This window comes from Psychrobacter sp. ASPA161_9 (assembly GCF_051970275.1).
Classification (GTDB): domain Bacteria; phylum Pseudomonadota; class Gammaproteobacteria; order Pseudomonadales; family Moraxellaceae; genus Psychrobacter.
In genome coordinates, this window is record NZ_JBEFNI010000001.1 from 494,094 (window position 1) to 510,506 (window position 16,413).

11 protein-coding genes are annotated in these 16,413 nt (G+C 41.5%); 7 read left to right on the forward strand and 4 right to left on the reverse strand.

Annotation, left to right across the window (positions count from 1 at the left end; all coding sequences use genetic code 11):
* Positions 1-259 precede the first annotated feature (259 nt).
* A complete protein-coding gene (glpK, locus tag ACTQ9S_RS01850; RefSeq protein WP_440453691.1) occupies positions 260-1,852 on the reverse strand; it encodes a glycerol kinase GlpK in 1,593 nt (530 codons plus the stop codon).
* A 556-nt stretch (positions 1,853-2,408) separates the two neighbouring features.
* Here glpK and ACTQ9S_RS01855 point away from each other — a divergent pair.
* The 5 genes from ACTQ9S_RS01855 (at position 2,409) to ACTQ9S_RS01875 (ending at position 8,952) form a co-directional block, all read left to right on the forward strand.
* On the forward strand, positions 2,409-4,139 hold the full coding sequence (locus tag ACTQ9S_RS01855) for a TolC family protein (protein WP_440453489.1): 1,731 nt from the start codon (positions 2,409-2,411) through the stop codon (positions 4,137-4,139).
* A gap of 139 nt (positions 4,140-4,278) precedes the next feature.
* Positions 4,279-5,142, forward strand: a complete 864-nt coding sequence (locus ACTQ9S_RS01860; protein WP_440453491.1) for a YihY/virulence factor BrkB family protein — start codon at positions 4,279-4,281, stop codon at positions 5,140-5,142.
* 154 nt (positions 5,143-5,296) lie between these two features.
* Positions 5,297-6,451 (forward strand): HlyD family secretion protein, encoded by a 1,155-nt coding sequence (locus ACTQ9S_RS01865; protein ID WP_440453492.1) that lies wholly within the window; start codon positions 5,297-5,299, stop codon positions 6,449-6,451.
* Positions 6,452-6,454: 3 nt separating this feature from the next.
* Positions 6,455-7,744, forward strand: coding sequence for an ABC transporter permease (locus ACTQ9S_RS01870; RefSeq protein ID WP_440453494.1), 1,290 nt, complete (start codon positions 6,455-6,457; stop codon positions 7,742-7,744).
* Positions 7,744-8,952 (forward strand): ABC transporter permease, encoded by a 1,209-nt coding sequence (locus tag ACTQ9S_RS01875; RefSeq protein ID WP_440453496.1) that lies wholly within the window; start codon positions 7,744-7,746, stop codon positions 8,950-8,952. The genes ACTQ9S_RS01870 and ACTQ9S_RS01875 overlap by 1 nt, the downstream gene beginning before the upstream one ends.
* A gap of 78 nt (positions 8,953-9,030) precedes the next feature.
* Here the strand turns inward: ACTQ9S_RS01875 and sthA are convergent, their stop codons facing one another.
* From sthA to ppsR, 3 genes are all read right to left on the reverse strand, one after another.
* Positions 9,031-10,680 carry a Si-specific NAD(P)(+) transhydrogenase gene (gene sthA / locus ACTQ9S_RS01880; RefSeq protein ID WP_440453498.1) on the reverse strand — a complete coding sequence of 550 codons (1,650 nt, stop codon included), beginning with the start codon at positions 10,678-10,680 and terminating at the stop codon, positions 9,031-9,033.
* Between the two features lie 106 nt (positions 10,681-10,786).
* The gene (locus tag ACTQ9S_RS01885; protein ID WP_068036191.1) at positions 10,787-11,191 is read right to left on the reverse strand and encodes a DUF4377 domain-containing protein; all 405 of its coding nucleotides are present in this window, start codon (positions 11,189-11,191) and stop codon (positions 10,787-10,789) included.
* Positions 11,192-11,273: 82 nt separating this feature from the next.
* The gene (gene ppsR / locus ACTQ9S_RS01890; protein WP_068036193.1) at positions 11,274-12,170 is read right to left on the reverse strand and encodes a posphoenolpyruvate synthetase regulatory kinase/phosphorylase PpsR; all 897 of its coding nucleotides are present in this window, start codon (positions 12,168-12,170) and stop codon (positions 11,274-11,276) included.
* 514 nt (positions 12,171-12,684) lie between these two features.
* Here ppsR and ppsA point away from each other — a divergent pair.
* Positions 12,685-15,069, forward strand: a complete 2,385-nt coding sequence (ppsA, locus tag ACTQ9S_RS01895; protein WP_068036195.1) for a phosphoenolpyruvate synthase — start codon at positions 12,685-12,687, stop codon at positions 15,067-15,069.
* A gap of 128 nt (positions 15,070-15,197) precedes the next feature.
* On the forward strand, positions 15,198-16,190 hold the full coding sequence (locus tag ACTQ9S_RS01900) for an RDD family protein (RefSeq protein WP_068036197.1): 993 nt from the start codon (positions 15,198-15,200) through the stop codon (positions 16,188-16,190).
* Positions 16,191-16,413 lie beyond the last annotated feature (223 nt).

Below are 16,413 nucleotides of genomic sequence, written 5' to 3' on the forward strand. Positions count from 1 at the left end.
ATAAAAAACTATCAACACTTATCGATAGAACGTTTATGTAAATTATGTCAACACTGCGATGACCTTATGTTACACGGTGTATAGTTATAACGTGTGTATATAAATCTATGCTAAATATAGTAATTAAAGAGCATATTATTAGGTATTTATGTTGATACTGATATGGTCGTTAATACAGTGTTTTAGGTATCTTTGATAATATTCTTTGCCTATTTATACCTAATGAAAATTTTATATCTAATACATTTTGAAAGATATTTTAGATATCCATTAACGCCTTAGTAATAACGCGTTGCCACTTATCAAGATGTTGGGCACGTCTCTCAGCTGACATGTTAGGCTCAAAGATACGGTCTACTTGCCATGATTCTTTCATAGTTTGATCATCATACAATCCACTTTTTAAACCAGCAAGAAGCGCTGCGCCTTTAGCAGTGATTTCCGTATCTTTGGGACGCAAAACAGGTACACCAAGCAAGTCTGCTTGAAACTGCATCAACAGATCATTATTAGCAGCGCCTCCATCGACTCGTAGCTCGGTTAATGGATGCGGACTGTCTTTTTGCATGGCGATAAGAACGTCATAAGTTTGAAAGGCAATCGCCTCAAGAGCAGCACGAGCAATGTGTGCTTTGGTAGTACCGCGACTCATGCCACTAATACTGGCATGAATATCAGAGCGCCAATAAGGTGCTCCAAGACCAGTAAATGCGGGAAGCAACACGACATCCTCGCTACTTTCTACCTGCCGAGCTAAATCTTCGACATCACAGCTTTGTTTAATCATGCCCAGATTATCACGTAACCACTGTACGATAGCGCCTGCCATAAACACGCTACCTTCTAACGCGTAAGTGACTTCGCGTCCAAAAAAAGTGGACGGCGCTTGTAGTATACGTTTACCAGATTGCACAATGTCACTGATAGATAAGTTATCTACACGATTTATTGGTGCTTTGCGCTGCCAAGCTATCGTAGTCAATAGTTGGTGTTCACTAAGCTTGGGGGTCTGACCAATATTCATCAGCATAAAACAACCCGTTCCATAGGTGTTTTTAGCCATACCAGGATTGAGACAACCTTGACCAAACAATGCTGCTTGCTGATCGCCCAATACGGCATGGATAGGAATCTGCTTGGCAAATAAACCCTTTTTGGTTTTACCAAACTCACCATCTGATGGCAGCACTTTTGGTAGTATCGCCATCGGTATATCAAAGCGTGCGCACAGCTCCTCCGACCACGCCAGCTTATGAATATCATATAATAGTGTACGTGAAGCATTGGTGACATCGATGACATGCTCGCCACCTGTCAGCTGATAAATCAACCAGCTATCAATAGTACCTACTGCTATCTGCCCAGTTGCAGCGCGGGCTTTAATCTTAGGATAGTGCTCAAGCAGCCAAGAAATCTTGCTGGCACTAAAATAAGGGTCGAGTCGTAAGCCTGTAATCTGCTGCATCCTCTTTGACAGACCTACCGACATATCACCCATACTATCGTTAGCTAAGTCCTGACAGTATTTTGCTGTGCGCCTGTCTTGCCAAATAATGGCTGGTGCCAACGGTGTGCCCGTTTGCTTATCCCAAATGACGATAGATTCACGCTGATTGGTAATAGCAATGCTAGTGACATCAGTTGCGAGTAATCCTGCTTGATTAATGACATCGTGAGCACAGCTGATTTGAGTTTGCCAAATTTGCCGCGCATCTTGCTCTACATAGCCAGCTTTTGGCGTTTGCAGCGTGGTGGGCTGTTGGGCAATCTCAATAGGACGCGCGTGATCATCATATAAAATCGCCCGACTCGATGTTGTTCCTTGATCCAAGGCTAATATATATCCTGCCATCATTTACCTCTCACTCTTAATTCGCAATATCGCTTGCTATATTTGTCCAATATTTTTAACAGCTGTCTATATTTTTCAGTATCTATTTATATATAGCGGTCTACTTTAATAGTAGTCTCTTCTCATAATAGGTTATAAAATAAAACATACATCATCATTTTGTGAAATTTATAGTCTTATAATACTACATAGCGCCTGCCTCTCTATACTGCTTGCATTACTGCTTACATTGAAATCTTTTCATTAGTCTTTTGCCTATCTTCTATTAACAAAAGACTCTTATTGAGAAGCAGGTTTTTATCTTTTTTTATAAATAATATAGTGTTTTAGGTTAAAAACCCTGCTTAAGTATAAGAAAACTCAATATTGAATGAATAACAAGTAAATAATAAGCATTGACCCGTCATGGTTGTGGCTCTACAGTGTACGCTTTATTATCAGTGCTAAGACTTATACTATAAATGATGATTAATTCAATCCTTGTTATTTAGGTATTCTGTATTAAAACATCTTATACGACAAAATTTTGCTTCCTGATTAACGGTTTATATCTCTTATGAAATTTGTTATCTCATCTCTACCTAGTGCTATTGCCACTATTATGCTGATAGGAATATCAACTCATACCGCAGCGAACAGCAATACAGAAATTATGAGTAAGGATAAAAACCTTATTTCAAAGGACGAAATATCGCCTATTGCTACTACTCAGATTATAGACATAAACTATACATCTGATGCCAATGCAACCAACAACAGCACGGTAGGCAATAGTAAAAAGTTAACGGCTGATACTGAGGCCGCCAGCTCTGTTTTGGTACAGCCGTCAAGCACCCTCACTCTAGATACTCTCGTCGACCCTATTACTCATAAAAGCATCGCTAACAGTTATCCTTTAGATGTGGCTAGCTTTTTGAGTCTTGAACAAGCCCAAGAAATTTTGTTGCAAGTCTCGCCTAAGCTCGCGGCCAATCAAGCTGCGATTGCAGCCAGTGAATATCAAACCGATGCACTTAAAACGATAGACAATCCTTTTTTATTTGCGCAGCTATCAGCCAGTACCTACAACGTGCAGGAAGATATTGATTTATCAACGCTCAAGAATGGCGTAATCAACGGAGTAAATAATGCTGGTGCTAATACTGGTGATATTGTTCCTCCTATCCCGTCCTTACCAGATTTGCCAAACTTTGGTGAGATGGTCGGCGATCGTATTCCTGATTCCTATGACTTTAAGCGTTCGGGTTCAACGGCGGGAGCAGGTGTAGGTTTTGCTTGGCCTGTTTATACTGCTGGGCGTACTACTGCGCTTACGGGTGTATCAGATGCACGCACTCAAGAAGCAATGGCTGACAGCATACTCGATAAAAACGAGCTTTATAATACTTTGATTGAACGCTACTTTAAGGCACAGCTAGCCATCATCGCCGCCTACCTACGTGAAGACGCCTATGACACGTTGCAGCAGACTGACCATATGGCAAAGCGACTATATGAAGAAGGATTTATATCACGTGTAGATCGTTTAGAAGCGCAGTCTGCACTGGCAGATGCAAAGAGTGAAGCAGTTAACGCAAATAATGACGCCCGCCTTGCTATGATTGCGTTGCAACGTCTGTTACGTACTGACTATCGTATTAAACCTACGACTCCTTTATTTGTCTCCAGCCGGCCTCTACCAGATGTGAGTTACTTTCAAAATTTAGCACTCAGCCATCATCCTGGCTTACAGAAAGTCGCTGCTAAACGCGCGCAAGCCCAAAAACTACATGAGCTATCTGATACCGGTCATAAACCCACTGTTATGTTATATGGCTATGGACAAGTTGAGAAGGATCCTAGCTGGATTGCAGGTATATCAGCCAGTTGGAAGCTATGGGGCGGACTTGATAAAACAGCATCGCTGGCATCCAGTAATGCTAAAATTCGCCAAGCTGATCTATCCGAAATTGAAGTGAGCGACAATCTACTACTACTGGTGGAAAAAAACTGGAACGATGTCAATAATGCTCAGTCGCGTTATCAAGCATTACAAAGCAATGTTGATTTGGCTACAGAGGTATTACGTTTACGACGCCTCGGACTGCAAGAAGGCGTAAATACTACGATTGAAGTGGTACAAGCACAAACACAAGCTCTCAAAGCTCGCACCGAACAAGCACAAGCTGCAAACGCTTATGTACAAGGGTTAGCTGCTTTAATGCAAAGTAGTGGCACGCCGCTCGCTTTTAATGCTTATCTAAATGCGGCTGACATAAGGCTGCCTACTTTGTATTCTGAACAATGATTTGATATTAAGAATGATAGGGCGTGTTGATAAGCGCTTGTACTGATTATAATTAAATTGCTAATGCCTATATTATTACTGACCTTACTTTACTGCTACTAATCTTACTGATACTAACCCTACTGCGAATAACTGTTTTATGAAAAAACTGATTTCTAAATTGACAAGTTGGCTTCAGCCCTTGCTACAGACATGGCGTATAGCGAACAACTCTAATGTTTGGGCACATTGCGCTAGCGTAGGGTTTTTTGGTTTTTTATCTATTTTTCCAGCAATGGCCGTGTTTGTGCTGCTTTATGGTCTCGCTTTCTCACCCTCTGAGATGCAAGAACAGATTTTAATTTTGCGTCAGTTTATACCTGATGGTGTATATGAAGTCCTTAATTCACGTTTAAGCGAACTGGCCTCTAACACCGCGTCAAAACTGACTTTTGGTCTGATTGCATCGACATTACTGGCCCTTTATGCTGGCTCTAAAGGCATCAAATCCCTAATTATTCTTGTCAATCTTGCCTTTCACATCACGCAAGAGCGCAACTTGATACAAGGTACGATCCGAGCGGTTGGTTTAACCTTTGCCGCGGTAGTTGTCCTAATAATAGCAATCTCGTCTATCGCTATTATTCCTTTAGGGGCGGCCTATTTCCCCTTCCCTCAAATAGCGAAGACGATTGCACTTTGGAGCAGATGGCCTATATTAGCTGGCATCATATTCTTAAGCTTGTTAAGCCTATATCGTTTGGCGCCAAATCGTGACGCTATACCGCTAAAAAAACTGGTGCCAGGAGCATCTCTTGCGACCGTTCTCTGGATTCTATTGTCTGTGCTGTTTTCGATTTATGTCCAAAACTTTAATAACTATAGCGCTGAGTTTGGTGCGCTTTCAGCAGCCGTAGTCATTATGCTGTGGCTTTACTATTCAGCATTCATCGTAGCCTTTGGTGCTATTTTTAATTTCGAAGCCATAGAAAGCTCTAAACCTCATGCTGTTCGCGTGTACTGATAAACTGATAATTCATTAAAACGCCTTTAGGGTAGTACCTCTGATCGTTATTGATTGTTATCAAGATTAGAGAACTGCCTTGCAGCCTTTTATGCTGCTACCTTTACAATAAACCCTTCATTCTCAACTTTATTGCTTTAGGAATACCATTTTCATGACTGAACATCACAACGACTCGGATGCAGAAAACACGCCTATTGAACCTATGGATAATATTAAATCTGAACAGCCAGCACCTGATTATCAGCGCCTAAACTCAAAGGCTACATCAGCGAAAAAAAAGGCGACAGTCAAAAAATCTGTTATTGCGTTAGTCGTTATCATGGTGCTTGGTGTCATCGCTTACGGATTGTTTAGAAGCGCCCAAAATAGTGAACCGCAAGTCATCACCTTGCAAGGGCAGATGCAAATGCAGCAAACGTCTATCGCAGCCAAAGTGCCTGGACGTATCGCTCAAATCATGGTCACTGAAGGTGATAGAGTAACTGCCGGTCAGCAGCTAATTGAGATGGATTCGCCTGAGATTAACGCGAAGATTAATCAAGCTCGTGCTGGTAAACAAATGGCACAGAGTCAGTTGGATAAAGCAGAAAATGGCGCGCGTCCTCAAGAGATTGCTCAAGCAAAAGCTGCTTGGCAAGCCAATAAAGCTGCCTCTGATCTAGCCGCCAGTACTTATGAACGTATCAACCGACTTTATGAAGAAGGTTTGATGGCTCGGCAAAAACGTGATGAGGCATTCGCACAATATCTTGCGACTAAAGATCAAACAATAGCGGCACGTCTACAATATGACTTAGCGGTAGAAGGTACTCGTAGCGAAGATAAGTCAGCAGCTACTGCACAAGTGGCACAAGTCGATGCCCAGTTAGAAGAAGCACTAGTCGCCAAAGAAGAGGCCAATCTAAAAAGCCCTATTGCAGGAATTGTAAATAATGTGATTGTCAGCACTGGTGAAGTCATCGGTCAAGGTGTACCTCTCCTAACACTCGTCAATACAGACGATCAATGGGTAGTACTTAACGTCACCGAAACCTATCTCAATCAATTTGCAATCGGTCGGCAGTTTACTGGCACTATTCCAGCACTATCATCAGCTAACAACCCACATACTAAACAATTCATCGTTTATGCAACCTCAACATTGTCTGATTTTGCGACTTGGCGCCCAACCAATAATGACGACGGTTTTGATGTACGTACTTTTGAAGTCAAAGCCCGACCTATGAATCCTGACTCGCGCGTCCGTTCAGGGATGAGTGTCATTGTGAACATCGACCCCACTTCTATTAATCAGACTCCAGAGTAGGTTATGCGTCTGTTCAAGGCTTTTCTGCGCAGTGCTGCGTACGAGCGTCGTTTTTTAACCAAAAACCATTGGGACTTCTCCGTGGTGGTCTGGATACCTTTGGTCACGATATTACTCATTTGGTGGATTTTTGCGCAAACCCAAATTACGGATTTACCTATCGGCGTAATTGACCAAGATAATAGTCCTGTCGCCAACACATTAGTACGGTATTTGGAAGCCAGTCCGGATATTACGGTTAGACAGCTATATCCCTCGCCAGCAGTAGCTGAAGCAGCTATTTTGCAGCGCGATATTTATGCAGTTGTCATTATCCCAGAAGACTTCGAGCGCAACATTCTATCTGGCAAGCCTGCGCCTATAGTCTTGCAAGTCAATGCTCAATACGGTACTCATTCTGGCATCATCCAAAAAAGTGTACAAACGGTAGCTGGTACTCTATCAGCTGGGATTGAAATTCAACGCTTAGTCAAACAAGGCATGGCACCATCACAGGCGACTATCGCTTATTCGCCTATTAGTGTTCAACGTATCAGTTTATTTAATGCTGCAACTGACTACCAGCAATTTTTGGCCTCAACTGTTATTCCTGCCCTACTACATATTTTAGCAATGGTAATCGGTGCGACAACCATCGGTCGTGAGTTACGTGATAAGCAGCTCGGTCGTTGGTATCGTTTTATTGATACAGGTAGTCCTAACCTGACGTTAATAAACAACAGTCATAGACAGTTAACAGAACTTGATAGCCAAGTTAATAATGCTAACTTCAAATCACAATCTACTCAAAACATCAGTATTCCGGTGCTGCTATTTGGTCTGATAGGCAAGTATTTTTGGCCTACATTAGCTTATAGTATTTGGTCGATATTGGCATTATGGCTTGCCACACCGCAGCAGACGATTGCGTTAACTTCTTTGCTAGCTACTTATATTGGGCTTGTTCTGTTGATGATATTGTCATTTTGGCTCGGTGCTATATTTACGGTAGCTTCATTTTCATTGCGTGCAGGCTTATCTGCAACAGGCTTTGTATCTGCGCCCTCTTACGCTTTCGCTGGTGTCACTTTCCCTTATATCGCAATTAGCGATAGTGCTAAGCATTGGTCGGACGCCCTACCTTTAACTCATTATCTAAAACTACATATCGCGCAATTACAAATGCAAGCACCAGTGGCTATTTTTTTACCGATTGTTTACGGTCTAATGATTGCGACCATTATCGCGATGGTAATTACCACATTGTTAACCAAACGCGCATTGGCGCATCCTGAACGCTGGGGAGCCCGCTAATGTCATATACACAGAAGCACAAACCATCAAGAGCAACTCTACCTTCACAAACATCGTCACAAACTTTTTTAGGTAGCTTTTTACAAACGCTAAAAGATATCTTTACCGATAGTGGTGTAATTTTGATGCTGCTTATTGCGCCCATTATTTATGGTTTTTTTTATCCGTGGCCGTATTCAACTGAAGTAGTCAATCATGTACCTGTCGGTATTATTGATAAGGACAATAGCGACCTATCACGTACTATCGTTCGCTATGCTAGTGCCAGTCCGCAGCTTGATACTACACGCTTTCTTAATGAACAACAGGCTAAAGAAGCAATATGGTCAGATCAAATTGCAGGCTACATGATTATTCCAAGCGGTCTTGAGCAGCAAGTACTATCAGGAAAGGCAGCGAGTGTTAGCGTACTGGGTAATGGCGGCTACTTTCTTTTGAATAAAAATGTTCAGATGGGATTTCTACAAGCGGTCAGTACGGTATCAGCTGGTATTGATGTCAAGAAAAGCATTGCACAAGGCGCTTATTCGTCTACTGCAGCGCAAAACACGCAAGCTGTATCGTTACGGATTATTCCTTTGTATAATCAAACTGAAGGTTACGGGGCTTACGTAGTGCCAGCGGTATCTATTATTATATTGCAGCAAACGTTACTGATGGCAACTGCCATGCTTATTGGAACTTGGTATGAGCAACGTCGTCATATGACGACTATAGGCGGTTGGCTTGGTAGAATTGCTGCATTAAGCTCGCTAAGCTTTGTCATTGGTTGCTTTTATTATGGCTGGGCTTTTGAGCTTCATCATTATCCGCGTGGGCAAAATATGCTTGGCAGCTTGCTATTCTTGCTTTTATTCTGTCCAACAGTAGCTACGCTTGGCTGCGTGCTCGGATTGTGGTTTCGTCAGCGGGAGCGTAGTCTACAGATTTTGATCTTTAGCTCGCTACCGATATTCTTTGTCAGTGGCTATCCCTGGCCTGCCAACCAACTTCCAGAAATACTACAAATTGTGCGCTGGCTAGCACCTACCACTCCTGCTATCAATACTTCTGTACAGCTTAATCAAATGGGTGCAAGCATCTCGCAAGTCTCCATAGGATTTTATGCACTTGCTGCACTATGGGTGTTTTATTTCGTTTTACTGATGCTGTTTTGTTGGCGTACGGCGAAAAAACAGCCCTCTTTGAAAATCACAGAACCCTCTTGAAAATCATTTGGTCAAAAAAAAGCGCCTGTTAATTCAATAACAGGCGCTTTTTTATATTAAATTAAGGTGTACTGAAATCTAGAACACTCGATTAAGACCATTTAATGCTGCTACCCGATAAGCTTCTGCCATCGTTGGATAGTTGAACGTCGTATTTACAAAATACTCCAGCGTATTATTACACTTCATCACAGCCTGTCCAATATGGATAATCTCTGAAGCATGATTACCGTAGCAATGGATACCCAATATTTCAAGCGTCTCACGATGGAACAATATCTTCAATACCCCAGAACGTTCCCCAATAATTTGCGCTCGCGCCAAGTGTTTAAAGAATGCTTGACCCACCTCATAAGGGACTTTTTCGTCCGTTAATTCTTGCTCAGTTTTACCAATACTTGAGATTTCAGGAATCGTATAGATACCAGTTGGTACACTCGATACTGGCTCTGCATCACTATCGCCAACCATAAATGCCGCCGCACAGCGTCCTTGGTCATAAGCAGCTGAAGCCAGAGATGGCCAACCGATAACGTCACCAGCGGCATAAATGTTTTCAACTTCTGTACAGTAAGTATCGTCTACTTTAAGCTGTCCACGGCCGTTAGCCTTTAAACCAATGGCTTCTAAATTTAGTCCTTCAGTATTACCTGAGCGACCGTTTGACCATAAAATCGCATCGGACTTGATTTTTTTACCGCTCTTTAGATGCAATATGACATAGTCATCATGAGTCTCCAAATAGTCAATCTCTTCATTACTACGAATGACCACACCAAACTGTCTAAAGTCATGCGCAATAGCATCACTAATCTCACTATCAAGATAGCTTAATAGTTGGTTTTGGTTATTGATTAGATCAACTTTGTAGCCAAGGCCAGTGAAAATTGAAGCATATTCACAGCCGATGACACCCGCACCATAAATGATGATTTTTTTGACTACATAATCCATTTGTAGGATTTTGTCAGAATCAAAGACCCGCGGATGATCAAAATCTAAAATTTCAGGACGATAAGGTCGACTACCAACCGTGATAATGGCCTTGTTAAAGGTAATGGTTTCAAAAATATTTTCATCAGTCTCAATGCGCAAAGTATTGGCATCTAAAAAACTTCCCCAACCATGAATAACTTCAATTTGATTGCGCTCATAAAAGCGCGTATGGGTGCTGACCTGATTACGTATTACTTTACGGGCATTTGCTAGCACCTTATTTAGAGGTACTTGCTTATATTCCATAGCTTTAGTGAACATCGGATCACGGCGGAAATTAATCAAGTTGAATACTGATTGGCGCAGCGCTTTGCTCGGAATCGTACCGACATGCGTAGAGTTGCCACCGACCTGATCACGCGGATCAACAACCACTACTTTTTTGCCAGACTTAGCAAGCTTCATAGCAGCAGCTTCACCAGCAGGACCTGCACCTAATATCACAGCATCATATTCAAACTTATGCTTATCACCTTTTATACGTTGTGAATCTTTAGTGAAGCCTGATTTGATATCAATACGCGTATCATCTAGCGGATTGACCAAATCAGGGTGATGCATAACATCTTCAGTGACTTGGTCGTGGGTTTGCTCAATTTGTTCTTGCTTATTTTTATCTTCGGTCTGCTCAGGAGATGTGACAGGTGCAGCACCACTGTCTTTATTTGATACTTCGGTATGAGTGTCGCTACCAGTATCATTAGTTGTATCATCTTTGCGTTTGCTTCCCATGATATCCTCTTTAGTTATTTATTTACTACTTAATCATTAAGCTATTTATGTGAGTCATAAGCAATCTGTGCATGAATCAATATATACATGAGTCAAGATCATGATGTTATGGCGTGCCCACCATACGTTGTGACAAGATATTTTGCAATGTCCAGTGCCCGTTTAAACTCTGACGCTCTTCATCAACTTGCGGACGTGCGCTAATCACATATTCTGTACCAAGGCTTGGCGTAAAGTCATCAATCCAATCATAAGGAATCTGAAATACTGAACCATCTTTACTAGATTTGGCTAGCAAACACTGCATTGGTAGTGCCGATGCACAAGCCACTCGCTCTGGCATAATCGTTAAAGTCTGTGCCTCACCTAAAACAATAGTAGGTATATAGCGCGGTTCAGGGACTGGTTCGCGTGCGAAGGGAGATGATTGACAGGCACTGAGCAAAACTGTACTGCATAGCAAGCCCATCAATAATAAGGGAGATTTTTTAGATTTATGGGATAGACTCATAACACTCTCTATTTGGTGATAAATATATAGCAACGTTTATATAGTTTGTATGGTATGGCGAAGAAAACAACCGTAAGCGAAATTAACCAATGCGGCGTTTGAGACCGGTCATCTGCAAGATACGAGTAGCAATCTCTTCAACCGACATCTCTGAGACATCTAGGCTTGGAATACCATGAGTGATATAAATACCTTGTATGGCACGCTGCTCTTGCTGACACTGCTGATAGCTCGAATAACGACTGCCCGCACGGCGTTCTTGACGGATTTTTACCAAGCGGTCAGTATCAATTAGCAAACCAAATAGCTTGTCTTTATGCTCACGCAGCGCTTTTGGCAGCTGATTATCATACAGATCATCTTCAGTTAACGGGTAGTTGGCAGCGCGAATACCGAATTGTAGAGCTAAGTATAGAGAAGTTGGTGTCTTGCCTGAACGTGACACGCCAATCAATATAATATCTGCCATACTATAGTGGCGGGTGCGTGCTCCATCATCATTGTCTAAGGCAAAATGTACCGCATCAATACGTTCTTTATAAGTTTCAGAGTCGACATTGTCATGAGCATGGCCAGAGTGACCGTCAGGTTCTACTCCGGTCTCTTCAGCGATACGTCCAATCAAACCCTCATACATATCCAAGTTGCAGCTGTGCGCAGAGTTGATCTTCTCACGGATTTCAGGACTGACAATAGTATCGAAGACCAATGGTAATAATCCATCGCGTTGATAGGCCATATTGATCTTCTCAACTGCATCTTCAGCGCGCTCTATGCTATCAACATAGGGTAATACACATGTTTCAAATGGTACCGAGGCAAACTGGCTCAATATAGAACGACCCAACGTTTCGGCAGTAATGGCAGTACCATCAGAGATAAAAAAAGCACTTCTTATAGTTTGTGAGTTATCTAAACTTAAAGCGTGATGATTTTGAATAGTAGGCTTATTTTGCTCGGACGGATTGTTAGAGTACATAACTTGAAAACCTCAGTGTAAACCTCAATAGTAAGCTTTAATTGACTCATTATACTTATGCTAATTAAGTACGATAATTAAGTCGCTGTGTGACGCACATTCAATAAGCAGCTATAACACACTCCTATAAATAGGTAGATTAATAGTTACATTGCCATATACGCCTGATATTTCATGCTCTACATTATACTCATAATAGCGTCTTAATAGGAATCAAAGTTAGCACAACTAGCGAACCTTAATAGCAGGTTCTTGCTACAGATTGTCATAGACCTTTTTCACTATTAAAATATTATGTGCTACATATAGGCATATAATTTATAGGAACATTTAGACTGAATTAGCTGCTTTATATTCGGATAAGTGAGACAATAGTGCGATTGTTTATTGCTGAACTCTATAATTTGTATCTTTTTCATAAGTTTTTTGGCTTAACCCCTCGAAATTGTCCAAATATAGCGGTATAATTTACCGTTATAATCCTTACTAAATAACCTTATTTTCTGGAGTTATCATGGCAGCTCAATCTACAGCACTTGTGATCAATCTTGATCAGTTAGGAAAAAACGACATTGACATGGTCGGTGGTAAGAATGCTTCGCTTGGTGAGATGATCAGTCATCTGTCTGATTTGGGCGTTAGTGTCCCAGGCGGCTTTGCTACAACTTCAAATGCTTTCAATCGTTTTTTGACTGAAACAGGTTTGCTTGACAAGATTAACAGCGAGCTTAAAGAGCTAGATGTTAACGATGTTAATAAGCTTACTGCTACGGGTAAAAAAATCCGTACGTGGATTATTGAACAAGAATTGCCAAAAGATCTTGAGCAAGAGGTGCGCAAATCATTCGAAGAGATGAGTGATGGCAAAGATATCGCGGTTGCTGTACGTTCTTCTGCAACTGCTGAAGATTTGCCAGATGCTTCATTTGCTGGTCAGCAAGAGACTTTTTTGAACATTCGCGGTATTGATAACGTCCTTATCGCTATTAAAGAAGTATTTGCCTCCCTTTATAATGACCGTGCTATCTCTTATCGTGTACATAAAGGTTTTGAGCATGAAGGCGTTGCCTTATCTGCTGCTGTACAACGTATGGTACGTTCAGAAACAGGTGCTGCGGGCGTTATGTTTACCCTAGATACCGAAAGTGGCTTTGATCAAGTGGTCTTTATCACATCAAGCTATGGCCTAGGTGAAATGGTCGTTCAAGGCGCGGTAAACCCTGATGAGTTCTATTTATCAAAACGCCTACTTGCTGATGGTAAGCCTGCGATTATTCGCCGTAACCTTGGCAGCAAGCATAAGAAAATGATTTATGGTGATGAAGGCAGCACGACTAAATCGGTCAAAACTGTCGATGTCGAAAAAGAAGAGCGCATGCAGTTCTCATTATCAACTGAAGAGCTGACTGACCTTGCCAAACAAGCAGTGACCATCGAAAAGCATTATGGTCAAGCAATGGACATCGAATGGGCAAAAGACGGTGATACGAATGAAATCTTTATCGTTCAAGCCCGTCCAGAAACGGTGAAAAGCCGCCAAGATAGCAATGTCATGGAACGTTATATCATCGATACTAACAATGCAAAAGTATTATGTGAAGGTCGTTCAATCGGTCAACGTATTGGCGCAGGTAAAGTACGTATCGTTAGCAACTTAAATGAGATGGACAAAGTACAAGACGGCGATGTCTTAGTTTCAGATATGACCGATCCGGATTGGGAACCAGTCATGAAGCGTGCTTCTGCGATCATCACCAACCGTGGTGGCCGTACTTGTCATGCTGCGATTATCGCGCGTGAGCTTGGTGTTCCAGCTATCGTTGGTTGTGGTAATGCCACCGAATTGTTGGTTGATGGTCAAGACGTCACCGTTTCTTGTGCTGAAGGTGATACAGGCTTTATTTATGAGAGCCAAATTGATTTTGAAATTCAGACCAACTCTATTGAGTCTATGCCAGAGCTTGCATTTAAAATTATGATGAACGTTGGCAACCCAGATCGTGCCTTCTCATTCACGCAAATGCCAAACGAAGGTATCGGTCTTGCCCGTCTTGAATTCATCATCAACCGCATGATTGGTGTACATCCAAAAGCATTGTTAAATATGAACAGCTTACCACGTGAAGTGGCACAAGCGATTAATGAGCGTATTGCAGGTTATGCATCGCCTGTTGATTTCTATGTTGATAAATTGGTCGAAGGTATCTCAACGTTAGCCGTTGCCTTTATGGATCAACCAGTTATCGTTCGCATGTCAGATTTTAAATCAAACGAATATGCCAACTTACTTGGTGGTAAATTATACGAGCCATCAGAAGAGAACCCAATGCTTGGTTTCCGTGGTGCTAGCCGCTACGTTTCTGATAACTTCCGTGACTGCTTTGAGCTTGAGTGTAAAGCGCTTAAGCGTGTACGTGATGAGATGGGCTTGACCAACGTCGAGATTATGATTCCTTTCGTACGTACTGTTGGTGAAGCAGCCCAAGTCATTGAGTTGCTAGAGAAAAATGGTCTAAAACGTGGTGAAAATGGTCTACGCATCATTATGATGTGTGAGCTACCAACTAACTGCTTACTAGCAGAAGAGTTCCTTGAGCACTTCGATGGCTTCTCAATTGGTTCAAACGACTTAACTCAACTTACTCTTGGTCTTGATCGTGACTCAGGTATCGTCTCACATCTATTTGATGAACGTGATCCTGCCGTTAAGAAATTATTGTCGATGGCGATTGATGCCTGCCGTAAAGCTGATAAATATATCGGTATCTGTGGTCAAGGTCCTTCAGACCACCCAGATCTTGCTTTTTGGCTTATGGAACAAGGTATTAGCTCAGTGTCACTTAACCCTGACTCAGTATTAGATACTTGGTTCTTCTTAGCTGGTGAAGAAGTACAATAAGCTGTAACGTTAAGTCACCGCAGTAATTCACACAGTCATTAAGTAAGTAATCATTAGGGTCTATTTGAAAAATCCTCAATAGACCCTAATACTATGGCTTACAGTAGCGACTTAAGATATGACTAACTATGCAGGCAATTATGCAGATTTTCCTTGCTCGAAATAACGTACAAGCTGGTCCATATACTTTGGATCAACTCAATATTATGCTGACATCTGGTGAGGTATTATTAGATGATTTGGTATGGCATGAAGGCTTAGATAAGTGGCAGCGTGTTGGAGACTTGACAGGTAACCAACCTCTTTATAGTCCTGCTAACATTCCTACGCCTAACGACTCTATCATTAATAATGTGACGGTATTCCCTGAAGACTCTGATACTAATAGTCGCGATGGCAAAAACGTGTCTCTTGATAGATTATATGGTAAGCCTGAACGCCCAAAAAGTAATACTGACAAGAATGCTAAAGGTGGCATGACGTCCAACCGTCATCATACGCCAAATAAAAATGTATCATTGAACAAACCTGGTACGACCAAACTTGCCAATAGTAAAGACAAAGTACTTGGCGATGTGGTCCTTGCACCTATTATGTCACGCGTATTGGCAACAGCACTTAATGGCCTATTATATATATTAGCGATTTTTCCGTTAGTACTAGCATTGACCAAAATGGATGTAGATTACTCAAAGTTCCAAGATATTCAGAATATGGATGCCGCTTATCAGTACTCGATGACACTCATGGAGAGCTTACCTAGCTCTACCTTAATGATGTCACAAGTTATGGTCTTTGGTCTATTCGCCCTACAACTGGTATTTATTACATTACGTGGACAGTCTCTTGGTAAATTAATTACCGGTATTCGCGTGGTCGATCAAACCACACACCGTATACCGTCGTTTATCAAACTTATCGGCATGCGTACATTGGTACTATTTATTATCTACAATTTATTGTTCTCATTCACGAGTTTCTTAGGATTTGTTGTCATTGCTGTTCATTATTATATGGCATCTAGAAGTCCTGAAAATATTGGTTGGCATGATAAGTTGGCTAAGACTTTAGTAGTAAAAGCTGATAGCAGTCAATTGGTCAAGCAACCAAAAATAAAGTAGCTAAAACACTTCGTTATTTAAAATCATATCTGTTTGCAAAAAGCAGCGCTTAGTCGTTGCTTTTTATTTATTAGCAGACGACTGTATTAACCTTTGTGTTAGTACACGACTACTGCTATAATACGGCGCTTTATAACCTAAGCTTACCTTCTCTATATGAGATTGAGTTTACCTTATAAATCTCCTTGCTATTAACATAGGGTTAATAGCTACTAATCCGTAA

Coding starts and splice junctions, on each gene's coding strand:
- ACTQ9S_RS01900 (WP_068036197.1), top strand. CDS start 15,198: ATGCAGGCAATTATGCAGATTTTCCTTGCTCGAAATAACGTACAAGCT.
- glpK (WP_440453691.1), bottom strand. CDS start 1,852: ATGGCAGGATATATATTAGCCTTGGATCAAGGAACAACATCGAGTCGG.
- ACTQ9S_RS01870 (WP_440453494.1), top strand. CDS start 6,455: ATGCGTCTGTTCAAGGCTTTTCTGCGCAGTGCTGCGTACGAGCGTCGT.
- ACTQ9S_RS01885 (WP_068036191.1), bottom strand. CDS start 11,191: ATGAGTCTATCCCATAAATCTAAAAAATCTCCCTTATTATTGATGGGC.
- ACTQ9S_RS01865 (WP_440453492.1), top strand. CDS start 5,297: ATGACTGAACATCACAACGACTCGGATGCAGAAAACACGCCTATTGAA.
- ACTQ9S_RS01855 (WP_440453489.1), top strand. CDS start 2,409: ATGAAATTTGTTATCTCATCTCTACCTAGTGCTATTGCCACTATTATG.
- ACTQ9S_RS01875 (WP_440453496.1), top strand. CDS start 7,744: ATGTCATATACACAGAAGCACAAACCATCAAGAGCAACTCTACCTTCA.
- ACTQ9S_RS01860 (WP_440453491.1), top strand. CDS start 4,279: ATGAAAAAACTGATTTCTAAATTGACAAGTTGGCTTCAGCCCTTGCTA.
- sthA (WP_440453498.1), bottom strand. CDS start 10,680: ATGGGAAGCAAACGCAAAGATGATACAACTAATGATACTGGTAGCGAC.
- ppsA (WP_068036195.1), top strand. CDS start 12,685: ATGGCAGCTCAATCTACAGCACTTGTGATCAATCTTGATCAGTTAGGA.
- ppsR (WP_068036193.1), bottom strand. CDS start 12,170: ATGTACTCTAACAATCCGTCCGAGCAAAATAAGCCTACTATTCAAAAT.